17 protein-coding genes are annotated in these 21,874 nt (G+C 74.8%); all 17 read right to left on the reverse strand.

The window, feature by feature from the left end; translation table 11 throughout:
• Positions 1 to 85: 85 nt before the first annotated feature.
• Positions 86 to 1,333 carry an ATP-grasp domain-containing protein gene (locus ACIRBX_RS03305; RefSeq protein WP_402293438.1) on the reverse strand — a complete coding sequence of 416 codons (1,248 nt, stop codon included), beginning with the start codon at positions 1,331 to 1,333 and terminating at the stop codon, positions 86 to 88.
• Positions 1,334 to 1,363: 30 nt separating this feature from the next.
• Positions 1,364 to 2,233 carry a dimethylargininase gene (gene ddaH / locus ACIRBX_RS03310; RefSeq protein ID WP_402293439.1) on the reverse strand — a complete coding sequence of 290 codons (870 nt, stop codon included), beginning with the start codon at positions 2,231 to 2,233 and terminating at the stop codon, positions 1,364 to 1,366.
• Between the two features lie 39 nt (positions 2,234 to 2,272).
• The gene (locus ACIRBX_RS03315; protein WP_402293440.1) at positions 2,273 to 3,535 is read right to left on the reverse strand and encodes an acyl-CoA dehydrogenase family protein; all 1,263 of its coding nucleotides are present in this window, start codon (positions 3,533 to 3,535) and stop codon (positions 2,273 to 2,275) included.
• Position 3,536: 1 nt separating this feature from the next.
• Positions 3,537 to 4,118 carry a flavin reductase family protein gene (locus ACIRBX_RS03320; RefSeq protein WP_402293441.1) on the reverse strand — a complete coding sequence of 194 codons (582 nt, stop codon included), beginning with the start codon at positions 4,116 to 4,118 and terminating at the stop codon, positions 3,537 to 3,539.
• 19 nt (positions 4,119 to 4,137) lie between these two features.
• The gene (locus ACIRBX_RS03325; protein WP_402293442.1) at positions 4,138 to 5,502 is read right to left on the reverse strand and encodes an FAD-binding oxidoreductase; all 1,365 of its coding nucleotides are present in this window, start codon (positions 5,500 to 5,502) and stop codon (positions 4,138 to 4,140) included.
• Positions 5,492 to 5,845 carry a hypothetical protein gene (locus ACIRBX_RS03330; RefSeq protein ID WP_402293443.1) on the reverse strand — a complete coding sequence of 118 codons (354 nt, stop codon included), beginning with the start codon at positions 5,843 to 5,845 and terminating at the stop codon, positions 5,492 to 5,494. Before ACIRBX_RS03330 ends, ACIRBX_RS03325 begins: the two co-directional genes overlap by 11 nt.
• On the reverse strand, positions 5,842 to 7,158 hold the full coding sequence (locus tag ACIRBX_RS03335) for an ATP-grasp domain-containing protein (RefSeq protein WP_402293444.1): 1,317 nt from the start codon (positions 7,156 to 7,158) through the stop codon (positions 5,842 to 5,844). Before ACIRBX_RS03335 ends, ACIRBX_RS03330 begins: the two co-directional genes overlap by 4 nt.
• Positions 7,155 to 8,309 carry an NAD(P)/FAD-dependent oxidoreductase gene (locus ACIRBX_RS03340; RefSeq protein ID WP_402293445.1) on the reverse strand — a complete coding sequence of 385 codons (1,155 nt, stop codon included), beginning with the start codon at positions 8,307 to 8,309 and terminating at the stop codon, positions 7,155 to 7,157. Before ACIRBX_RS03340 ends, ACIRBX_RS03335 begins: the two co-directional genes overlap by 4 nt.
• A 1-nt stretch (position 8,310) precedes the next feature.
• A complete protein-coding gene (locus ACIRBX_RS03345; protein WP_402293446.1) occupies positions 8,311 to 9,867 on the reverse strand; it encodes a class I tRNA ligase family protein in 1,557 nt (518 codons plus the stop codon).
• The gene (locus ACIRBX_RS03350) at positions 9,864 to 10,238 is read right to left on the reverse strand and encodes a cupin domain-containing protein (protein WP_402293447.1); all 375 of its coding nucleotides are present in this window, start codon (positions 10,236 to 10,238) and stop codon (positions 9,864 to 9,866) included. The genes ACIRBX_RS03345 and ACIRBX_RS03350 overlap by 4 nt, the downstream gene beginning before the upstream one ends.
• Positions 10,238 to 11,524 (reverse strand): lysine N(6)-hydroxylase/L-ornithine N(5)-oxygenase family protein, encoded by a 1,287-nt coding sequence (locus ACIRBX_RS03355; RefSeq protein ID WP_402293448.1) that lies wholly within the window; start codon positions 11,522 to 11,524, stop codon positions 10,238 to 10,240. Before ACIRBX_RS03355 ends, ACIRBX_RS03350 begins: the two co-directional genes overlap by 1 nt.
• Positions 11,525 to 11,705: 181 nt before the next feature.
• Positions 11,706 to 13,847 (reverse strand): hypothetical protein, encoded by a 2,142-nt coding sequence (locus tag ACIRBX_RS03360; protein WP_402293449.1) that lies wholly within the window; start codon positions 13,845 to 13,847, stop codon positions 11,706 to 11,708.
• 105 nt (positions 13,848 to 13,952) lie between these two features.
• Entirely contained in the window at positions 13,953 to 15,191 is a 1,239-nt protein-coding gene (locus ACIRBX_RS03365; RefSeq protein WP_402293450.1) for an MFS transporter, read from the reverse strand.
• A gap of 139 nt (positions 15,192 to 15,330) precedes the next feature.
• Complete coding sequence (locus tag ACIRBX_RS03370) at positions 15,331 to 16,164, reverse strand: isocitrate lyase/phosphoenolpyruvate mutase family protein (RefSeq protein WP_402293888.1); 834 nt, start codon at positions 16,162 to 16,164, stop codon at positions 15,331 to 15,333.
• 119 nt (positions 16,165 to 16,283) lie between these two features.
• On the reverse strand, positions 16,284 to 16,910 hold the full coding sequence (locus tag ACIRBX_RS03375) for a hypothetical protein (RefSeq protein WP_402293451.1): 627 nt from the start codon (positions 16,908 to 16,910) through the stop codon (positions 16,284 to 16,286).
• 58 nt (positions 16,911 to 16,968) lie between these two features.
• Positions 16,969 to 18,294, reverse strand: coding sequence for a lanthionine synthetase C family protein (locus ACIRBX_RS03380; protein ID WP_402293452.1), 1,326 nt, complete (start codon positions 18,292 to 18,294; stop codon positions 16,969 to 16,971).
• A gap of 334 nt (positions 18,295 to 18,628) precedes the next feature.
• Positions 18,629 to 21,724 (reverse strand): lantibiotic dehydratase, encoded by a 3,096-nt coding sequence (locus tag ACIRBX_RS03385; protein WP_402293453.1) that lies wholly within the window; start codon positions 21,722 to 21,724, stop codon positions 18,629 to 18,631.
• Between the last annotated feature and the right edge of the window lie 150 nt (positions 21,725 to 21,874).

The raw sequence follows: 21,874 nt of genomic DNA on the forward strand, positions 1-21,874 counted from the left end.
CCGGCTCACTCGGGTCGACAAGCGATCGGACCGCACGCCGGTGCGCCGTCCCCGGCGGGGACGGCGCACCGGTCTCCGGCGGGGGTCAGCCGGCGGTCCGGATCGTGATGGCGTCGGTGACCGCCTCGGCGGTGGCCAGGGCCTCCTCCGGGGTGGCGCCCCGGGTCATCACCGAGCCCACCCGGTCCCAGGAGCTGCGGAGCCGGCGGACCGTCTGGCCGGGCTCCAGGTGCAGCGAGAGCGAGAGCACCCCGGGCAGTGCTCCGGCCTCCGCCACCCCGTCGACCGAGACCACCTCGCCCGGCTCGGCCTGGATGAACCGCACCGCCGCGCCCCCGGCCGCCACCTGCGGCAGCGGCTCGGGCCGCCCGCCCTGCATGACGGTGTAGAACTCGGCCGCCAGGTTGATCCGGTACGCCTCCTCGATCAGCATCGGGATGCCGTCGCCGGGGAACCGGCCCGCGCACTCCACCAGGTACGGGACGCCGCCCTGGACGATCCACTCGCAGTGCACCATCCCGCTGCCGAAGGCCACCGCCTCCAGCACCCGCCCGGTCTCACCGACCAGCAGCGCGGACAGCTCGGCCGAGAGGCCGGCCGCCGGCACCGAGTGGCCCAGCTCGATCGGGCGGTCGCCGGGGTAGAGCAGCTTGCCGGTGACGTTGGAGAACAGCACCTCGCCCTCGCGGACCAGCAGTTCGACGCTGAACTCCTCGCCGTGGACGTACTGCTCGATCAGCATCCGCAGCTCGCGCTCCCGGTCCGGCACCAGGTAGCCCTCGTCCTGGGTGGTGCAGTCCGCCCAGACCGCCTCCAGGTCGTCCAGGTCGTGCAGCACCCGGGTGCCCACCGAGGCCTGCCGGTTGGCCGGCTTGAGCACCAGCGAGCCGGGGTGCGCGGCGGCGAACTCCCGAAGCTCCTCGACCGAACCCACCTCCCGGGAGGCCGGGTTGGCGATCCCGGCGGCCCGGGTGACCTTGCGCAGCAGCGCCTTGTCCCGCATCACCTGGGCGGCGCCCGCCCCCGCCCCCGGCAGGCCGTAGCGCTCGGCCAGCCGGGCCGCGAACGGGGTCGCGTACTCCAGCAGCGGGGCGATCAGGGCCGGGTCCAGGTCGGGGTAGGTGTTGTAGAACTCGTCGGCCGCACCCGGTAGTTGGTACTCCCAGCCGATCAGCTCGCGGAGCATCACGGCGCCGTCCAGGGCGCTCTTCAGGTCGCGGTTGCGGATCACGTCCGGCTCGTCGATGACGATCACCGAGCCGGGGGCGAACTCCTTCACCACCGGGAGCACGTTGACGTAGCCGACGATGATCCAGGGCTGCTGCGCGGTCATCGGTTTCTCCTTCGGGTCAGGTCGGGGAGGTCAGTGGCGGAGTTCGAGGGTGCAGCACTTGGCGCTGCCGCCGGCCTTCAACAGCTCGGTGAGGTCGACTCCGTGGGTGCGGAAGCCGCGCTCGCGGAGCTGGGCGGCCAGGCCGGTGGCGGCCTCGGGGAGGATGACGTTCAGCCCGTCGGAGACCGCGTTCAGGCCGAAGACCACCGCATCGGCCTCGGTGGCGATCACCGCGTCCGGGAAGAGCGCGCGCAGCACGGCGCGGCTCTCCTGGCTGAACGCGGCGGGGTAGTACATCACCTCGTCCTGGTCGAGCACGGCCAGCGCGGTGTCCAGGTGGTAGAAGCGCGGGTCGACCAGCTGGAGGCCGACCACCGGGCGGCCGAACAGCTCGGTGGCCTCGGCCTGCGAGCGCGGGTCGGAGCGGAAGCCGTTGCCGGCCAGGATGGCGCGGCCGGTGGTGAGGTAGTCGCCCTCGCCCTCGTTCGGGTACGCGGCCTGGACCACCTCGGCGAAGCCCTGGGCCCGGAACCAGTCGACGTAGTGGGCGGATTCGCCGTCCCGCTCGGGGTGCCGGAAGCGGGCGACCAGCACCTTGTCGTCGACCACGGTGGCGCCGTTGGCCGCGAAGACCATGTCCGGCAGGGCCGGGTCCGGGTCGATGGTCTGGACGTGGTGGCCGAGCGAGACCAGCAGGTTGTGCAGCACCTCCCACTGGGCCACGGCCAGCGCGTTGGAGGTGGGCTTGGCCGGGTTCATCCAGGGGTTGATCGAGTAGGTGACGTCGAAGAAGTCCGGACGGCACATCAGGAAGTGGCGCAGCCGCGCCCGGCGGGGGATCCGCGCGGTGGTGAGGGAGGTGGCGGCCGGGGCGGTGGCGGGGGTGAGCAGCTCGGTCATGGCGGTGGTTCCTTCCAAGTCAGCGGAGAGGTGGGGGATTCAGCTGGTGATGCCGAGGCTGAGCGGGAAGCCGGGCCGGCTGCCGAGCAGGTGCGCACCGGCGGACTGCAGGATCTTGTCCTGGGCCACCACGTGCTGGCACATCGTCATGGTGTCGCGCAGCCAGCGGTCGAGCGGGTTGGGCCGGTAGACCGAGGAGGTCTGCATCAGGTCGTAGAGCCGCATCACGATGGAGCGGGCGGTGCGGAAGGCGTGCAGCCGGGAGAGCGGCAGGGCGGCCCGCTCCTCGGGGGTCAGGTCGTCCAGGGTGCCGCCGGGGGCGGAGAGCACCTCCCACTGGCGGCGCAGCGCGCCGTAGACGCCCTCGCGGGTGGCGTGGAAGTCGGCCTCGCACTCGGCCAGGGCGACCTGCATCCGCCAGGTGTCGGCCCAACCGGAGCCGCCGGGGCCGGACTTGGCGACCACCTGGGCGCGCACCCAGTCGAGGGCGGCGCGGGCCACCCCGAGCGGGACGCCCGGCATGTTCCGCATGTGCACCTCGGGCTGGGCCAGCGGGCCCTCGGCGCCCCGCACCGTGTCGAAGGTGAGGGTGCGGCCGGCCGGGACGAACACGTCCTTGATGGCGTAGTCGCAACTCCCGCTGCCCGCCAGGCCGGTGGTCCTCCAGGTGTCGATCACCTCGACCTGGGCGGCGGGCACCATCAGCAGGATGGAGTCCTGGGCGCCCTCGGCCGGGTAGGGGGCGCCGTCCTCGAAGACGAAGGCACCGGAAATCACCCAGTCGGCGTGGGTGATGCCGCTGCCGAACTGCCAGCGCCCGCTGAGGCGGTAGCCGCCCTCCACCCGGTCGGCCCGGCCGGTGGGGAAGAGCAGGCCGGCCGTGGTCATGTCCAGCCGGGGGAACATCTCCTTGGCCACCGGCTCGTCCAGGAAGGCCGCGTAGAGGCCGGAGTCCATGCCGATCATCGCGGCCCAGCCGGCCGAGGGGTCGCCGTAGGCGAGCGCCTCGACCACCTCGGTCTGCTCGACCGAGCTGAGCTCGGGGCCGCCCCAGCTGCGGGCGAAGCCCATCCGGAAGGCGCCGGTGGCGCGGACCGCCTCGACCACGTCGGCGGGCAGCCGGCGGGTCTGCTCGATCCGCTCGCCGTGCTCGCGCAGCCAGGGGGCCAACTCCTTGGCGGCGGCCAGGATCCCGGCGGCCGTGTTGGGCACCTCGGCCGGCACCGGAGCGGGGGCGGCGGGCTCGGCGGGGCGGCAGGTGGCAGAAGGGGCGGGGGCGGAGATGGGTGTGGGGTAGGGCATCTCAGGACTCCTTCGGGGCAGCGGCAAGGGCGGCAGCGGCAGGGACGGCGGCGGGCGGGGCCGCGACGGCGTCGGTGGCGGGCGGCAGCTGCCGGAAGCCGCCGTGCAGGAAGAGCAGGGGCGGGCGGTGGTCGCCGCCGGCGGTGGCGACCACCTCGCCGATCACCATCGTGTGGTCGCCGATCTCGAAGCTGTCCCGCAGGACGCACTCCAGGCCGGCCATCGCGTCCAGCAGCAGGGCGCCGGTCTCGCTCCCCGGGCGGGCGGCCAGGTGGTCGACCACCTCGGCCCGCTCGGCCCGGCCCCGGGCCAGACTGCGGGCCAGCGGCTCGGCCTCGCCGTCGAGGATCGCCACCGCCCACTTCTTGGTCTCCAGCAGGTCGCCGAGGAAGCGGGACTCGCGGTGCAGCGAGAGCGAGACCAGTGGCGGGTGCAACGAGACGGAGGTCAGCGAGTTGAGCGTCACCGCGTCGTGGCGGCGGGCGCCGTCGCGGTCGGCGTAGGTAGTCGCGACGCAGACTCCGGTGGCGAAGTCGCGCATCACGCCGCGCAGATCGGGTGAGACGGGTGACGTGGCGGTCATGGCGGGCTCCTGTCCCGTCTCAGACGGACTGGGGGTGGGTGAAGACGCGGTCCGGGTCGTAGCGGCGCTTGACCTCGCGCAGCCGGGCCAGGTTGGGGCCGTGGTAGGCGGCGAGCGCCTCCCCGGCCGGCCGGTCGGGGTCGGCGAAGTTGAGGTAGGAGGCGTCCCGGGCGTGCTCGCCCATCGCGGCGTGCAGGTCGGTCAGCCAGTCGAGGTTGGCCTGCCGGAGCTCCTCCGGGTCGTCCGGGCTCCAGGAGGTGTCCATCGAGATGAGGAAGAGCACGTCCCGGTGCGGGAACGCGGTCTCGGTGACCGGCACCCGGTTGATCGCCCCGCCCCAGGTGAACAGGGCCACCCCGGCGCCGTCCGGGTTCCCGCTGCCGGGCCACTTCTGCAGGGCCGTCAGCACGGTGTCGATCGCGGCCGGTCCGATCGGCTCGGTGACCGTCCTGGTGCGGACGGCGAACGGGTCCCCGGAGGTCTCGTGGTGCAGGAAGTCCTTGGCCTCCCAGTACCCCATGTCCTCGATCACCGTCCGCTCGGGCACGGCGGCAGCGATCGCCGGGGCGAGCAGCTCGCGCAGCTCGCTCGCCGGGCCGAGGTGCTGACCGATCACCGAAACCGAACCGCCGTCCGTACCGGCCCGGTTGACCCCGATCCGGGCCGCGAACTCGTCCGGTGCGGTGGCCATGATCCGCTGCATCACGGTCAGCACCACCGCCGCGTCGGCCAGCGGCCAGAGCAGCAGGCAGGTGGAGCTGGCCACCGTCGGCCGGGCCTGGAAGGTGAAGGAGGTGTTGACCCCGAAGGTGCCACCGCCACCGCCCTTGCAGGCCCAGAACAGGTCGGGGTGCTCGGTCTCGTTGCACCGCACCAACGTGCCGTCGGCCAGCACCACTTCGGTCTCCACCAGCGAGTCGCAGGTGAGCCCGAAGGCCCGGGAGACGGCGGCCACGCCGCCTCCCAGGGTCAGGCCGCCGATGCCGACCTGGTCGGAGTTGCCCAGCGGCACCGCCAGGTCGTGCCGCTCCAGCTCGGCGTAGAGCCGGCCGGAGCGCACGCCCCCTCCGACGGTGACCAGCTCCCGCGCCCGGTCCACCGTGATGGTGTCCAGGCCGCCGAGGTCCAGCACCAGCCCGGTGGTGGCGGCCTGGCCGGAGTAGCCGTGGCCGCCGCCCCGGGCCGCCAGCGGCAGCCCCTCGGCCCGGGCCCAGGCGATGCCCCGGGCCACGTCGGCGACGCTGCCGACGGAGAGCACGCCGGCGGGGGTGACGTCGGCGTAGCGGCGGTTGAAGGCGGAGCTGCGCTCCTCGAAGCCCTCGTCCCCCGCCAGCCGGACGGTGCCGTCCACCGCGGCCCGCAGGCCGGCCCAGTCAGCAGCCATCGCCCTCACCGCCCTCGGTGGTCACCTCGGTCAGAAAGGAGGTGCCGCTGCGCGCGTGCGGGCCGTAGCGCTCCCACTCCTCGCGGATCAGCAGGTCCCCGCCGGGGCCGGTGTAGGGGGTGTTGACGGTCCGTCCGGCGATCACCTCGCCGTCGTCCAGCACCATGGTGTAGGCCAGCTCCAGCACCCCTTCCGGGCTGCAGACCCCGGCCACATTCCCCCGGCGGACCGGGCCGCCGGCGAAGTCCGCCCAGACCAGGTCGTCCTCCTGGTGGTAGCGGGCCACCACCCCGTCCTCGGCCTCCAGCTTGCGGAACTGGCGGCCGTCGTAGTCGATCCTCATGTCCGTGCCTCCGCCACGTCGGTGTCCAGCAGGCCGGCCGGCATCTCCAGCACCGCGTCGATCTCCTTGCGGGCCAGCGGCTCGCCGGTCAGCTCGACCGCCGCCAGCGCGGCGTCCAGCCGCTCCGCGCACTGCTCCCGGCTGTCGCCGGTGCAGACCACGAAGGAGTGCCGGGCCAGGTAGCCGCCGGGCGGCAGCCGCAGCTCGGTGCCCGGGGAGACCATCGGCTCGGCCGCCACCAGGCCGGGCAGCCCGGCGGGGAGCCGGACCTCGCCGACGGTGCAGTCCTCGGCCGGGTAGCCGAACCGGATGCCCGCCACGCCCCGGTGACGCGGGGTCAGCTCCGAGCGCAGCCCGAGCGCCGTCTCCACCAGCACCTCGCCCGGGTCGATCCCGGTGGCCAGCCGGCCCAGGTAGGGGATCAGGTCCCCGCCGAGCCGCCCGTTCACCTCGATCACCACCGGGCCGTACGGGGTGAGCTTGAGCTCGGCGTGGGTCATGCCGTCCTCCACCCCCAGCACCTGGTGGGTCTTGGCCAGCACGTCCAGCAGCACCTGGTCGTGGAGCAGCGGGTCGTCCGCGTCCACCACGTGCCCGGTCTCCTCGAAGTACGGGTGCATCCCGGTCTGCTTGCGGGCCACGTGCACCGCGCGGTACTCGCCGCGCTGCACCACGCCGTCCACGCTGATCTCCGGCCCGCCGGCGAAGCCCTCGACCATCGCACCGCCCCGGTAGGGCTCGTCGCCGACCAGTCCGGCGTTCGAGGCGACCAGGTAGGCCGCGTCCAACTGCCCTTCGTCCTCGGCGAGTACGACGCCCATCGAGGCGCCGAGTGCGCGCGGCTTGACCACCACGGGGTAGCCGATGGCGCGGGCGGCGGCCCGGGCCGCCTCGGGGGTGTCGACCAGTTCGAAGCCGGGCTGCGGGAGTCCGGCGGCGGTCAGCAGGCGCCGGGTGGTGTGCTTGTCCCGGCAGCCGACCACCCCGGCCAGGCCGAGGCCCGGCAGGCCGAACTCGGCGGCCAGCTCGGCGGTCGGCATCACCAGCGGCTCGTCGTAGCAGACGATGCCGGCCACCGTCCGCCGGGCGGCGATCTCCCGGGCGGCGGCCTTGAGCTGCTCGTGGTCGAAGACGTTGACCACGGTGATCTCGTCGAAGTACGGGGTCTGCCAGGTCGGGTGCAGGTTGTTCACCAGCACCGGCTTCAGGCCGAGTTCGACGGCCCGGCGGGCGGCCGACTCGATCAGGTACTCGCGGTAGTACCGCAGTCCGCTGCCGATCACCAGCAGCACGCGGTCCTCGTCGGCGCTCATGGCTTCTCCTCTCCTGCGGTCGGGGGTGTGGTCGGCGGTGTCGTCAGGGGTGTGGTCGGCGGTACGCCCGTGGGCGCGGTCGGGGGTACGAAGGGCTCGGGGTTCTCCAGCGCCGCCACGATCCGGTCGGCGACCAGCGGGGCGGTGCGGAAGCCGTCACCGCCGCTGGCGGTCCTGGCCCAGGTGGCCGGGCCGATCCGGACCAGGTGGGCGGCTCCGGTGCCGGCGTCCACCAGGTAGTGGCAGCGCTTGACCGCCAGCACCTGGTAGCGGTCCGGGTCGGTCAGGATCGGCTCGGCCAACACCTGCTCCGCCCACCGGAGTTCCTCCTCCGGGCTGCCGTCGGTGGCCAGCTCCGCCTCCCGGCAGACGGCCGCCGAGCTCACCTTGAGCAGGGTGCCGTCACCGGGCGGCAGCAGCCAGGCCAGGCCCTCGCTGCCGATCCGGCCGACCCCGGGGGTGCGCTCCCAGGCCGCCGCCAGCTCCTCCGGCGGCTTGAGGTAGACCAGGGTCTGCCGGTGCAGCAGCATCGGCAGCTCGACCAGGTCCTTGGACCACGGGCCGGTGGCGATCAGGGTCAGGTCGGCGGTCAGGCTGCGGGCGTCGGGCAGGTGCACCTCGCCGGTCTCCGGATCGACGGCCTTGACCTCCTGCCAGGGCAGCAGGGTGACCCCGGGGCGGGCGGCCAGCCAGCGGACCACCGCCTGGAGCGCGTGGTCGGCCAGCAGCACCCCGCCGTGGTGCTCCCGCACGCCGACCGTCCCCTCGGGGAAGCGGACGTGCGGCAGCTCGGCGGGCTCGGTCAGGGTGACCGGCACCCCCGCCTCGGCGGCCACCGCGGCGATCCGGTCGGCCTCCTCGACCGGCCAGGCCGTCACCATGCCCACCCGGCGGTAGAACCGGGTGCCGAGCATCGCCTCCAGCGCCAGCCAGCGCCGGTGCGCCACCGCGATCCGCCGGGTGCCGGCCAGGTCGGACGGGTCCAGCGCGCGCACCGCCCGGTGCTGGTCGAAGGAGGTGGAGCCCGGGTTGGGGATCGCCCCCCGGTCCAGCACGGTGACCTGATGGCCCGCCAGCGAGCAGCGCACGGCGGTGAGCAGGCCGGTCACCCCGGCGCCGATCACCACCACCCGGCGGCTCTCGGTGGCCATCTCAGTCCACCCCCACGGCGAGGTGGGGCAGCGGCCGCACCGTCAGCTCGGTGGTGGTGCACGGGCCGCCCAGCAGCAGGGTGTCCAGCGCCCGCGAGGCCAGCGCCTCGGCGGCCAGGTCCACCAGGATCGGCGCGGCGCAGCGCAGCACGGTGCGCACCTGGTGGGCGTGGTCGCCCGCCTGCTGGTCCGTCACCTCCCAGCGGTCCAGCCGGCCGAGCTGCTCGGCCAGCGTCTCGGCGGCCCGGACCAGGCTGAAGCCCTCCGTGTCGTAGGCGGCGGCGAACCGCGCGGTGATCCGGTCGGCGGCGGCCCGGGAGGCGGCCGAGACCGGCAGGGTGCGCCCGGCGTGCCGGGCGTCCTTCTCGGCGATCCGGTTCCACGGCGCGACCAGCCGGGCGCCGGTGACGGCGGCCAGCTGCTCCCAGCCGAAGTTGGTGCGCTGGTACTCGGGGCTGGTGGCGGCCAAGTGGTAGCGGCCGACGTCCCTCGGCAGCCGGTCGGCCAGCTCCTGTCCCCAGACCAGGTGGCCCCGGCTGGTGGAGAACTTCTGGTGGTCCAGCTCGTAGAACTCGTTGGTGACGAAGCGGGCGGGCAGCGCGTAGCGGTCGCCGAGCGCCATCAGCATGGCCACGCCCGCGACGGCGAACGGGAAGGTGTTGTCGAAGCCGAGGAAGTAGACCACCTCGGTGCCGGCCTCCGGCCACCACAACTGGTCGTCGGCGGCGAGCACTTCGCCGCGCTTCTCGGCGCCCAGGCCGGTGGTGTACATCGACCAGGCCATGGTCTCGGCGTTCGGGTTGATCACCTGTCCGGGCACCTCGGGGAACGGGGCGGGGATGCCCCAGGCGCCGGGGTAGGTGACCGGGAAGTCCGGCAGCGGGGCGGCCAGCATCTCCCGGACGGCCAGTGCCATGTGCGGGCGCAGCGCGGCCCCGGTCTGCTCGAAGTAGGCCCGCAGCTGCTCCCGGTACTGCTCCAACGGCAGGACCAGCACCGGGAGTTCGCGGATCTCCAGCTGCTCCGACGGGTCCTCGGTGGAGCGCGGGTCGATCAGCGATCCGGCCGCCAGCGGGTGGCCGCAGCTCTCGCAGAGGCCGGCGCAGCCCTCGGTCAGGCAGAGCGGGCAGCCGCCCTTGACGAAGCCGTCGGTCAGGTACTCCCCGGTGCTCGGCCGGTAGGGGAAGCGCACCGGCCGGAGCTCCAGCTTCCCGGCCGCGTGCAGCCGGGAGTGGAAGTCCAGCACCAGCTTGGTGAAGCGCTCCTCGTCCCGGCTGAAGCCGTCCACCCCGATGCCGAGCGCGGCCAGGGTGGCCTCGATCCGGGCGGTGGAGTCGGCCACCAGGTCCTCGGGGGTGGTGCCGAGCCGGCGGGCGGTGGTGACCACGAAGCTGGAGGTGTCCTGGGCCCCGGTGCCGAGCACCGCCTCCCGGCCGGTGGCCCGCTGGTAGCGGGTGAAGACGTCGGCGGCCAGGAACGGCCCGGCCAGGTGGCCGAGGTGGAGGTCGCCGTTGGCGGTCGGGGCGGGCGAGACCACCGCGACCCGGCCCGCCGTCACGACCCCGCTCCCGCCGTGAGGTGCCTGGAGAGGAAGTCGGCCGCCATCGGGGCGTCCCACCAGATGCCGTAGTACTCGAAGTCGGCCGCGGAGCGGTTGACCACCTGGTGGGTGGAGCCCGGCGGCAGGTGGACGATGTCGCCCGCCTTGAACTCGCGCTCGGCGCCGTCCACCACCAGGGCCGCGTCACCGGTCAGCGCGATGAAGATCTCGTACTCGTGGTGGCTGTGCGGGTCGGACTCGCCGCCCGCCCGGACCACGCACCAGGCGCCCTCGAAGGGGGAGTTGAGCGGGGCCCAGGGCTTGAGCCGCTCGCCCTCGATGCCGTAGGCCGGGGTCAGGTTGGCCCGGTCCAGTCTGCGGATCTCCATCAGTGGGTGCCTCCGATCGTGGCGGCGACGCTGCGCCGGTCGAGCAGGTCGGTGGTGATCTCGTGCGAGCGGGAGGCCAGCACGCTGAGCAGCGAGTCCGAGATGCCGTGGGTGGCCTCGTTGAAGCCCTGGAGGTAGAGGCCGCCCCGGGCGGCGGCGCCGAGCTCGACCCGGTAGCGGCGGTTCACCTCGATCTCCTCGAGGCCCAGCTGTCCGGCCAGGTGGCGGACCATCGCGGGCATCCGCTGGTCGTAGCCGGTGCCGAGCAGCACCAGGTCGCAGCGGAGCGGCTCGACCTTGCCGGTGCGGCGGTCGCGCAGCTCCAGCACCACCTCGCCGTCCTCCACCCGGGCGGCCAGCACCTCGGTCATCGGACGGACGGCCGAGCGCGGGGTGCCGTCCAGCTTCTGCCGGTAGAGCATCGCGTAGGTCTCGTCCAGGAACGGCGCGGCCAGGCCGGCGTAGTTGGTCAGCCGCAGCTCGTCCAGGATCTGCTTGCGGGCCTCGGGGGCGGTCTCGTGGAAGTCGTCGACGAAGGACGGGAAGAACAGCTCGTTGACGAACTTGCTGGTCTGGTAGTTCATCAGGCCGATCGAGCGGTGCACCAGGGTCGGCGTGCTCAGCGGCAGGTCGTTGTGGACGGAGACGAACATCTCGGCGGCGCTCTGCGCAGCGCCTATCACCACCACTCTGGTCGGCCGGTCCACCGGGTGGCGGGCGATCCGGGTGGCGTACTGGGAGCTGTGGATGACCCGGTCGGTCGGCAGCCCGGCGAACACCTCGGGCACGTGCGCGTCCCGGCCGGTGCCGACCACCAGGTCGCGGGCGTCCACCGTGTCACCGCCGGCCAGGGTGGCCCGCCAGCCGGCCACCGTGCCGTCGTCGGCCAGCCGGGGCGCCAGCGAGGTGACGCCGGCGTTGTACCGCACCCGGACCTGGTCCAGCTGGTTCGCCACCCACTGGAGGTAGTCGGAGAGTTCGCGGCGGTACGGGTTGAAGGTGCCGAGGTTGACGAACTCGTCGAGTCGGCCCTGCTGGTGCAGGAAGGTCAGGAAGGAGAACCGGCTCTGCGGGTTGCGCAGGGTCACCAGGTCCTTGAGGAAGGAGACCTGGCTGCGGGCGAACGGGAGCAGCAGGTTGCGCTGCCACTTCACGTCCGGGTGCTGCTCCAGGATCAGGGTGCCCGCGGCCAGCCCGGCCGAGCCGGACTCCTCCAGTGCCACGGCCAGCGCCAGATTGGACGGGCCGGCACCGATCGCCAGCACCTCGACCTCGTGGTTCGTCATGCTCTGCCACCACCTCGCTGCTCGTCCCACCGCCCGTTGGGGTGCGGTCGGGGTGAACCCCCGTTTCCGTTGCCGGGCGGTTCGTTGGGACGATTCAAGCGAGCGGCGGGATTGGTCGGCAGCCTTGTCCGGGAGGGCCGATCAACCACCCCTGGCGGGGAGTTGATCGGCCCGTGCGCCGTCAGGCGGTGGTGCCCGGACCGGATGCGACGGCCGCCTCGGGAGCGGCCGGCGCGGACGCGGCCGACCCCGGAGCAGCCGACTGGGGAGCAGCTTGCCCGGGTGCGGCAGGCTCGGGTCGGATCTGCGGGAAGGGCAGCGCCCGGCGGGGCAGCAGATTGCGCGCCGGGTCGCGGTCGCGGACGAAGGCCCGGACCAGCGGGTCCAGCCGGTAGCCGCCGTGCCGCTCGCCGGGGCGGAGCATGCCCGCCTCCACCAGTTCGTCCACCGCCTCCTCGGCCCCGGCCAGCACCGGGTCCTCCGCCCACAGCTCGCGCTCCGGCAGCACCGCCAGCCGGTCGATCAACCCGGCTGCCGCCTCGCCCAGTTGGACGTGCGCCGAATTGATCGCCTCCCGCATCGAGAGGTCACCGACGCAGAGCCAGTCCAGCAGCGCGGACGGCTCCACCAGCCGGGCCACCGCCCAGCGCAGCGGCACCTCGGGACGGGCCAGCAGCTTGCGGGTGGCGATGTCCAGGGCCAGCGGCAGGTCACCGCAGAGCGCGGCCAGCCGGTCCACCGCCGCCGGGTCGGCCCCGGCCCGCTCCGGCAGCACCGCCGTGATCAACGCGGCCGACTCGTCCCGGGCCAGCGGGTCCAGCCGCAGCCGGCGGACGTCACGCAGACCGAGGAGCGAGGTGCGGCTGACCACCAGGGTGGTGCTGGTCTCGCTGTCCGCGAGCAGCGGGCGGACCTGGCGCTCGCAGTGGACGTTCTCCAGCAGCACCAGCAGCCGCCGCCGGGCCAGCAACGAGCGGTACAGCGCGGCCCGTTGATCGGGCGTGGCCGGGATGCGCTCCGGCTCCACCCCGAGCGCGGTCAGGAAGGCGCAGAGCAGACCGCCGAGGTCGTACCGGACCTCGGTCAGCGGCCCGAGATCGGCGTACAGCTGCCCGTCCACCATCCCGGGCGCGAGGTCGTGCGCGTGCCGCAGCGCCAGCTCGCTCTTGCCCACCCCGACCGGCCCGCTGATCACCACCGGGCTCCCGCCGGGCCCGCCGAGTCGGCACAGCTCGGCCCGCCGTCCGATCAATCCCTGCGGGCGGAGCGGGAGTTGACGGGGCACCGGATGACCGGCCGAGGACGGCCGGACGGCGGCCCCGGGGTAGCCGCTCCCGGTCGCCGGCAGCCCGTTCGCGGCAGGGCCATCGCCGAGCTCCGCCGCCGGGGCCGTTACCGCAGCCGATGCGAGGTGCCCCTCCGCGCCGGACGCCTCCGCCGCCCCCGGTCGCCCGGCCGACTCCGGCCACGCACCGTGCGGCGCCCCGCCGAGCGGACCTGGCGAAGGCGGCCCGAGGACGGCCCCGGAGTGCCCGCCCCGGTCCGACGGCAGCCCGGGGGCGACGAGACCACCACCGACCTCCCCTGCCGCCGAGGCCGTTGCCAGGTTAGGGGCCGGGGCCGGGGCCGACGGGCGCTGATTCGCCGCGCCATACGCCTCCGCCACTCCCGGTTGCCCGGCCGGCTCCGGCCACGCACCGTGCGGCGCCCCGCCGAGCCCGCCGGTCAGGTAGCCGTCGTCGGGCCCGCGCCGCGCCGCCCACTCGTCCGCACCGGCCGTACCGACCGGACCAGCCGTCCCGTCCGGGCGGCCGAACTGCTGCGCCTGCTCGGTGCGGACCGCCGGAGGGCCGTCGGCCCCGGGCCGCTCCGCTCCTCCCGCCTGCGGACCGGCGCCGGGATGCCCGGCCCCGGGCCGGGCCGGGTGAGCGTCCGGGTCCGGCCCGCCCGCCCGCGCGGGCGCGGCACCGGCCGGACCCGTCCCCCCGTCCCTCCGCGTGGCCGGCTCCCCCGCTGCCTCCGGTGGCGCCGCCGGGCGGTTGCCGATCACCGGAACGCCGCCCCGGGTGGCGGCGGACAGCCAGCGCCCGCGCCACTCCTCGCGCTCGCCGCCGCAGGCAGCGGCGTAGGCCAGCGCCACCTGGAGGGTCGGCAGGCGGTGGCCGTTGGCCGCACTGGAGAGGACCGAGGCGGAGTACATCGCGGTCCGTGCCATGTCCCGGTAGGTCGGATTGCCCGCCTCCGCACGCAGACGGCGGAGCCGGCTGGCGAAGTCCGCCACCGCTCCGCCCGAGGCGTCCACCGGTCTTTCGGGTCTGCCCATCTGCCCCAATCCCTTCCCTGATCCCGGTCGAGGAGGAAGAACGGACGCGGCGGAGTGGGCCGCCCGGTGTCTCCCGGCGGCCCACTCCCCCACGTTGTCGGTGCGTCAGGCGGCGGGGGTCCCCCGCATGCCCAGGTGGGCGCAGAGCGCGGCCACCAGGCCGACCACTCCGCAGACCCACCACACACCGTTGCCGAGCGCGCTCCAGGCGAACACGCCCACGGTCGGCCCGAGCGCCAGCCCGACCCCGAACCCGGCCTGGTGGGCCGCGATGTAACGGGCCTTCACCGCCGCCGGGTAGGTGGCCGGGTGGGCGAACATGGTCGGCCCGCTGATCATCACGCCGAACACGAACACCACCGTGCAGAGCACGATCGTCACCCACGAGCCGAACGGCAGGCCGTACCCGGCCACCCCGATCGCCATCAGCGCGGTGCCGATGCCGCCCGCCAGGTGCGGCGGCCAGCGCTTGACGTAGCTGGTGAGCTTGAGTTCACAACTGATCAGGATCACCGAGGAGGCGGTCAGCACCGTGCTGTAGAGCGCGGTCGGGTGCCCCTCGGAGCTGATCTTCAGCGGCAGCGCCACGGTGTACTGGACGTAGATCACCGAGCCCAGCAGCACCGAGGCCAGGAAGGCCAGGTACTTGCGGTCCCCCAGCAGCGTGGCGTAGCTCGCCTTCGGCTGCGGGCCGTCCTCCTCCTCGTCGGCCGCCGGAGCGGCGACCTTGGGGAGCAGGGTGAGGGCCAGCAGCGCGTACCCCAGCGCGGTGGCCGCGTCCAGGTAGAACAGCAGGTCCCAGTCGAGCAGGATCAGCCCGGCCGCGATCAGCGGGCTGAGCGCGGCACCCCCGTTCAGCGCGATCCGCATCATCGAGAAGCCCATCACCCGGTGCTCGTCCGGGATCAGGTCGCTCAGCAGCACCGAGGCCGCCGGGCGGTAGCTCTGGGTGGCCAGACCGGCCAGTGCCACCGCCACCAGCAGCACCGGGAAGCGGCCCGCCCCGCTCAGGGTCGGGATCAGGGCCAGGATCACCGCCGAGGTGGCCATCGCCCCGGTGATGGTGGCCCGCGGGCCGTAGCGCTGGACCAGTTCGCCGCCCAGGATGGTGCCCAGCACCGCGCCGACGCTGTAGGCGGTCAGTGCCAACCCGGCGTGCCCGACCGTCAGCCCACGGGCCGTCAGGTAGAGCACCAGGAAGGTCTGGACGAAGGCACCCATCTGGTTGATCAGGACGCCGCCCAGCAGGTACCGGACGGCGACCGGCGTCTGTCGCAGGGTGGCGAAGACCCCTGGTGGGGCCACCGCCGGTTTCGTGGTGCCGCTCTCGGCTGTGGTGGTCACTTGGCTCGTCCTCGCTCCCGGCCGGCTGTGCTCGGATGTGGTGCGCGGGCTGACGGCAACGGTGCCGCCAGCCCGCCTCAACTCCCGGTCATTCCAGCGGAGTCGGCGATTGACCGACAGTTTTGATCGGCACCGCCGATCAACGGCTGAAGGCGCCGTTCACGGTGCCGAAGTCCAGCGCACCGGCCAGCGCGTCGTAGCTGCCGCGCTCCACCAGCTCGGCGGCGGCGCGCTGCGCCAGGGTGTACGCGGCCTGTGCCACGGCGGTGCCCACGCTCACCCGGCGCACCCCGGCGGCCTCGAACTCGGCCACCGTCGGCGCCCCCGGCCCGGCCATCACATTGACCGGCAGCGGCTGGGCCTTGACCAGCTCGGCGATCACGGTGAGGTCCAGCAGCCCCGGCACGAACAGCACGTCGGCCCCGGCCTCCGCGTAGACGGCGGCCCGGGACAGCACGTCGTCCGCCCGGCCGGCCTCCTCGCCGATGCCGAACAGGAAGACGTCGGTCCGCAGGTTCACCACCAGCTCCGGCAGCCCGGCCCGCTCGGCGGCCTCGCGGGCGGCCCGGATCCGGCCGGCCTGCTCCTCGGCGGTGAAGAGCGTGAAGTCCGGCTTGGAGTCCTCCAGGTTGATCCCGACCGCACCGGCCGCGATCACCGCCTCGACGGTGGCGGCCACGTCCGCGGGGGCCGGACCGTAGCCGCCCTCGACGTCGGCGGTCACCGGCAGCTCGACGGCCGCCGCGATCCGGCGCACCTGCTCCACCATCTCGTCCCGGCTCAGCGCCTGCTGGTCCGGCTTGCCCTGGGCCCAGGACACTCCACCGCTGGTGGTGGCGATCGCCTTGACGCCGGCCCGGGCGATCAACGCCGCACTGCCGGCGTCCCAGGCGTTCGGCAGCACCAGTACGCCGTCCTTGTGCAGCTCCCGCAGCGCAGCGGCCCTGGCCTGCTGAGTCTCCGTCACGATGATCTCACCTTTCCCTGGAGGGTTTGGGCGGTATCGTCCTGACCTGCCGCTGTGACGGTCAACACAGGCGAACGAACTCCATCAGGTTCGATTGCGCACGGCCGCCGGGTGTGGTGTACAGGTCAGTCGAACCACACCACCAACCGGACGTTCTCCTTCCCGTGCACCTCGGCGAGCGCCCTCATCACCGCCCACACCGGCCCCCACTCCCCGTCCGGCCCGGCGGCCTCCCGGCGCCGCAGCCGCACCACCCGGAAGCCGACCTCGCCGTCCCGCCACTCGGTGCCCTCCGGCCACCGCCGCCCTCCGTAGCCCGGGTCCGGCCGCTCGGGCAGCCCGGCGAGCCGGGCGAAGTCCCGGCTCCAGGCCGCCTTGGCGTACGGCATCCAGCGCCCGTCGGCGTCGATCCGGCACTCGTGGATCCGGTCGTCCACGTCGGCCGACGGCTCGTCCCAGTCGACCGCCTCGACCTCGGCCCAGCCGATCCAGGTCTCGCCCATCGCGTCGGACCGCCACGCGGCGTGCGCGGCGCGGGTCGGCCCGGCCAGGTCATCGGGCAGGCCCCGGCCGGCGGCCAGCGGTGCGAAGTTGGCGAGGTCGCGGACGCCGAACAGGCAACCGAAGGCGTCGTAGTCCCGCCCGGCGTAGAGCAGTTCGAGGTCGATCGCCGCCGACCAGCCGTCCTCCTCGTCCGGCGGCATGCCGTGGGAGGCCCTGCACTCGACGAATCCGTGGATGTCCGTACCCATGGCGGTGATTGTGCTGACCGGCGCTCCGCCCGCACCAGCGGTTTTCCGGACCGCCCGGTCAGCCGAGCAGCAGCGGCATGTCCCAGCCCGAGGCGGTTCCCCCCGTCGCGTAGGCGTCCAGCGCCAGCGCGACGCCCGCCGCGCCGTCCAGGTAGCCCGAGACGTCGCTGCCGTACTCCCGCTTCGTCATGGTGAAGCGGTAGCCGAACGGCAGCTCGGGGTCGAACGCCCCGACCAGCCGGGCGGCCAGCCCGTCCCGGACCCGCTCGATCCGCTCCTCGCCGAACTCCTCGTTCAGCCGACCGAGTTGGTGCAGCGCACCGGCCCAGCCGTGGCACAGCGCGTGGTCGTGCAGGCCCCAACCGTCCGGCGGGGTGGTGAGCAGCCGCTCCACCGACCGCCGGGCCAGCCCGGTCAGGTCCGGCCGGTCCAGCGCCAGGCCGGCCAGCTGCACCGCCCGGGAGACCCCGGGGGCGCCGTAGCACCAGGACGGCCAGCCGGGCGGCAGGTCGTACGCCCGGGGCCCGGCCAGGTACTGGCGCAGCGTCAGGTGCGGCGGCCAGTACGGGCCGTGCGCGTCCCGGACCGCCCACCGGGCCAGCAGGCCCGCGCCCGCCTCGATCGCCTCGGCCTGGCCCGGCAGCCGCACGCCCTGCCGCCAGGCCAGCGCGAGCAGGGCCAGCGGACCCGCCACGCCGTGCGAGAGGCCGAGGTTGAGGTGGCCGCCGGGGAAGTCGTGCTCGGCACCGGTCCGGGGCGCGTCCAGCGCCCACCAGCGCGGCACCCGGTGGCCCTGGTGCTCCACCTCGCCGAGCGAGAGGGCGGTCAGGTAGCCCAGCACCGCCTCCAGCTCCGGGCGGCAGGCCTCCTCCCGGGCCAGCAGGTACCGGCCGACGCCGGTCATGCCGCGCACCACCTCGTAGTGGCCAATGGTGGCGAGCGGGGCGTCGGTCACCTCCGGCAGCGCGGTGCGGACCAACTCCCGCTGGTAGTCGTCGAGTCGGTGCAGCGCGGAGACGTACCCCCCGGTGGCCCGGTGCGCCAGCAGCACCGCGAAGGCCAGTGCGCCCGGCCCCTTGAAGATCCCGCTGGCCACCGTGCCGCCCTCGGCCACCGCCCGGGTCGCCAGCCCCAGGTACCCGTGCGCCCGGGCCGCCCGGCCCTCGACCGGCAGGGCTCCGCCGCTGAACGCGATCGCCAGCCCGGGACTCCCGCTGCCGAGCGTCAGCTCGGCCCAGACGTTCTCGCCCCGCCCGTCCTCGGCCGCCTCGTCCGGGATCGCCGTCGCCGCCGCAGTCGCGGCCGGATCGGCCAGCCGGTCGAGCACGGCGGCCGACACCGCCCCGGCCCGCTCGCGCAGCTCGGCACGGTCAGGAGTGGTCATGAGTACTGCCTCCCAGCAGGGTTGACGTCCGGAACCGAAGATGACACCGCCGAGCCGAACGGCCGCCCCGGCAGCACCGCACCCGCACTCCTCCGGTAGACGCCACCGGACGACCGGCCGAAGCGGGACGAGCCGAAGCCCTCGGGACGGCCCGAGCCCGGAACGGCACCACCGCCCGGCACCGACCGCCCCGGCAGCGCCGCACTCACCGCTCCCGCACCCGCGCGCCTCCGGTGGACACCACCGCACGACCGGCCGAGGCAAGACGAAGCGAAGCGCTCGGGACGACCGGAGCCCGGTACGGCGCCACCGCCCAGCCCCGGCAACGCCGGCCTCACTGCTCCCCCGCCCCGGCCCGCCGCCGACCGAGCACCGTGCGGGCGGCCCCGCGCAGCACCGCGTAGCCCCGGGCCTCCGCCGCCGGGTCGGTGCCGAACAGCCGGTTCTGCCGCATGTGCAGCAGTGAGCGCAGCGCCTCGTCCCGATCGGCCACCGTGGCCCCGTTCAGCATCAACTCGCCGTAGGCGCGCGGTGCTTCGTCCTCCGCCCAGAGCGCCGCCAGCTGCGGCATGCCCAGCCGCTCCGACGCCGCCCCAAAGCCGCCCGGCCGCAGCAGCTCGTCGGCCAGCGCCCGGTGGCGCTGGTAGAGCCCGTGGTCCGGCCCCTTGTCGAAGGAGGCGTCGACCCACCCGCACCAGTCCCACTCCCCCAGCGACTCCAGCAGCAGCCCGTGCCCGAAGGCGGCCAGCACCTCGTCCGGCACCGCCGCCGCACCCGCCCCCCGCGCGGCCAGCTGCACCAGCGCGGAGCGACTGTCCGTCAGGAACAGCCGCTCGGCGGCCTCCTGCACCGCCTCGCCCCCGTACCGGTCGGTCTCCGGCCGGTAGGTGTCGAGCATCATCGTCCGCACCGCCCCGCGCTCCACCAACCGCCGGACGCCGCGCGCCAGCGCGGGGAGCGCCCGCCCGTACAGCGCCGCCGGATCGGGCCCGTGCAGCCGCAGCCGCAGGTGCGGCTCGGGGTCCCGGTAGCGCAGGAAGAACCAGCGGTCGACGTCCTCCGCAGCCTCCGCGAGCAGCCCGGGCAGGTGCGCGGCCAGCAGAGCGTCGTGGGCGGCCGGTTCGGCGTACAGCTTGAGGTAGAGCCAGTCCTCCCCGGGCAGGTGCAGCGCCGTTGGCGCGGCCCGCAGCGGCGCCCGCTCCGCCTCCGGCGGGCGCGGCACCGGGGCTCCGGCCCGGGCCAGCGGGAGCACGATCTCGGTGGCGTGCCCGGAGTTCCACCCCAGCCCCTCGCCCCCGGCGGTCAGGTCCTGGTACAGCACGAACCTCGGCTGGGCGGCGGTGAGTTCCGCCCGCAGCAGCTCCCGGTCCCAGGGCTCGTCCAGGTCGACGGGGTACATCTGGTCGTTGCGGGCGATCTGGAGCCGGGCCGGCACCCGGTACCGCCGCCGCCACTCCCCCAACTCCCGCTCCCACTCCGCCCGTCCGGCCCCGGCAGCGTCCCGCAGCCGCCGCCCGGCCAGCCAGCGGGCCGGTGAGGTCAGCACCCGCCCGTAGCGGACCGCCGGCAGGTAGGGCAGGGTGTCCAGCCCGGCCCAGTCCCAGCCGGTCCAGACCCGGGGGCGGGCGGCGGCCAGCTCGACCAGGAAGCGGGCCACCGGCGGGGCCTGGGCGTCCAGGGCAAGCATGTGCGGGAGCACCGGCACCACCTGACGCCCGGTCGGGCCGTGCAGCAGCCGCAGGCCGTCGGCGCCGGCCGCGACCAGCAGGGTGCGCCAGTCCAGGCAGTGCGGGTCGGTGCGGTCGTCCGGCAGGCCGACGGGTATCCGGTACGGGAGCAGCCGGGGCACCTGGACGATGTTCAGCGAGCGCGGATCGCGCGGGGCGATCTCCAGCTGGGCCAACAGGGCCTCCTGGTCCGGCGGTTCGGCCACCAACCGGGCCAGCTCCCCGGTCAGCCCGGTGGCCTCGGCGAACCGCCCGGCCGTCGCGCCCGCCGTCCAGGAGCCGATGTGCGGGCTGCCGAGCAGCAGGTAGTCGCCCCGGTCCAGCGCGTCGGGGCTGTCGGCCAGCAGCTGGAAGCAGAGCTCCAGGGTGCGCGGCGGCCGGGCCTGCGGGTCGTGTCCGGCCAGCCCGGCGATCCGCCGGACGTCCGCGTCGGTGAGCACCAGCTCACCGCCCTCCAGCACCGCCTGCTGGACCAGTTCGGCGATCGCGGCCCGGCGCGGCCGGTCGGCCTCGGCGCCCGGACCGGTGCGGGGGTAGGGGTCCTCGGCGGTGTGGTCGGGCGGCAGGCCGAGGCCCCGGTGCGGATCGACCAGCTCGGCCAGCGGGACGGCCGAGGCGGTGCCGTAGCGCTCGATGAAGCGGTCCCGGTAGTCCCGCAGGTGCGGCAGGGCGCCCCACTCCGGGGTCATCGCCCAGATCGCGGCGGCGTAGCGACGCGCCTCCTCGCCGACCGAGGCGGGCAGCACCGACTCCCCGGGGAAGGTCAGGTCCACCTGCACGGGCGGGCGCCCGCCCTCGTCCGGCGCCGGGTCCAGCTCCCGGACGGCGGCCAGCAGCGCCCGCCAGCGCTCCCCGCCCTCGCCCGGCCGCTCCCCCTCGTACGCGGCGGCGGCCTGCCGGACGGCCCGCAGGCCCTCGGCGGCGCCGGGCACCGCACCCTCGACGGCGGCCTCGATCCGGTCCAGCGCGGCGGCGTCGATCCGGTGCGGGGTGAGCGAGGTGAGCAGGAAGCCGTGCTGCACCAGGCCGGCCAGCAGACCGTCCAGCCGGTCCGCTCCCACCGAGGGGAAACGTTCCGTCAACTGCGCCAGCAGGGCGGCGTACCCGACCGGGCGGGCGGCGGTCGCGGCGCGGACGGCGGCGACCACCGCGTTGTCCCGCACCGACACCTCGCGGCCCTCGACCTCCCGGCTCAGCCGGCCGTCCCGGAGCACGGCCAGGTCGTCCAGCACCACCTCCACCCGGCGGCGCACCCCGGGCACGGCCAGCCAGTCCAGCACCCGCCGGTGCAGCCAGCCGCCGTCCAGCCGGACCGTGACCTCGCCCGGACCGACCGGCCCGGCTTTGGCCGCCGCGCCGAACCGGGCCCGGCCGACGCCGGCGAACAGGCCGAACGGGGTCGGCCGCCCACCGGAGCGGCGGGCGTAGCGGGTCAGGGTGCGGGCCGCGCTGAGCACGCGCTTGCGGCCGAGCTCCGCCGCGCCCTGCTCGTCGGCCAGCCGCCGCAGGCTCGACTCCAGGCTGCCGCTGGCCACTTCGACGGCCTGCCGGAGCAGCGGCCGGGCGGCCAGCTCCCGCACCCCGGCCAGCGGCGCGGCCGGGTCGATCCGGGCCTCGGCCCCGGTGCGCGGCGTGCTCGCCGTCCGCACCAGCACCGGCTCCCGCACCTCGAAGACCTCGAAGATGTCCCGCTCAGCTCGCACCGCGTCCGTCCCCGTCCTGGCTGCCGTTCACCCCGTACACGCGGACGCGGGGGGGGGGCCGGGCCCCCCCCCCCCCCCCCCCCCCACACCACACACCCCCCCCCCCCCCCCCCCCCCCCCCCCCCCCCCCCCCCCCCCCCCCCCCCCCCG

The organism is Kitasatospora sp. NPDC096147, from assembly GCF_044763225.1.
In the GTDB taxonomy this organism is placed as follows: domain Bacteria; phylum Actinomycetota; class Actinomycetes; order Streptomycetales; family Streptomycetaceae; genus Kitasatospora.

Excerpts from the sequence above, each read along its gene's own strand:
- ACIRBX_RS03350 (WP_402293447.1), bottom strand. The coding sequence starts at position 10,238 with ATGGAGATCCGCAGACTGGACCGGGCCAACCTGACCCCGGCCTACGGC.
- ACIRBX_RS03330 (WP_402293443.1), bottom strand. The coding sequence starts at position 5,845 with ATGAGGATCGACTACGACGGCCGCCAGTTCCGCAAGCTGGAGGCCGAG.
- ddaH (WP_402293439.1), bottom strand. The coding sequence starts at position 2,233 with ATGACCGAGCTGCTCACCCCCGCCACCGCCCCGGCCGCCACCTCCCTC.
- ACIRBX_RS03335 (WP_402293444.1), bottom strand. The coding sequence starts at position 7,158 with ATGAGCGCCGACGAGGACCGCGTGCTGCTGGTGATCGGCAGCGGACTG.
- ACIRBX_RS03355 (WP_402293448.1), bottom strand. The coding sequence starts at position 11,524 with ATGACGAACCACGAGGTCGAGGTGCTGGCGATCGGTGCCGGCCCGTCC.
- ACIRBX_RS03315 (WP_402293440.1), bottom strand. The coding sequence starts at position 3,535 with ATGCCCTACCCCACACCCATCTCCGCCCCCGCCCCTTCTGCCACCTGC.
- ACIRBX_RS03340 (WP_402293445.1), bottom strand. The coding sequence starts at position 8,309 with ATGGCCACCGAGAGCCGCCGGGTGGTGGTGATCGGCGCCGGGGTGACC.
- ACIRBX_RS03360 (WP_402293449.1), bottom strand. The coding sequence starts at position 13,847 with ATGGGCAGACCCGAAAGACCGGTGGACGCCTCGGGCGGAGCGGTGGCG.
- ACIRBX_RS03380 (WP_402293452.1), bottom strand. The coding sequence starts at position 18,294 with ATGACCACTCCTGACCGTGCCGAGCTGCGCGAGCGGGCCGGGGCGGTG.
- ACIRBX_RS03325 (WP_402293442.1), bottom strand. The coding sequence starts at position 5,502 with ATGGCTGCTGACTGGGCCGGCCTGCGGGCCGCGGTGGACGGCACCGTC.
- ACIRBX_RS03375 (WP_402293451.1), bottom strand. The coding sequence starts at position 16,910 with ATGGGTACGGACATCCACGGATTCGTCGAGTGCAGGGCCTCCCACGGC.
- ACIRBX_RS03320 (WP_402293441.1), bottom strand. The coding sequence starts at position 4,118 with ATGACCGCCACGTCACCCGTCTCACCCGATCTGCGCGGCGTGATGCGC.
- ACIRBX_RS03305 (WP_402293438.1), bottom strand. The coding sequence starts at position 1,333 with ATGACCGCGCAGCAGCCCTGGATCATCGTCGGCTACGTCAACGTGCTC.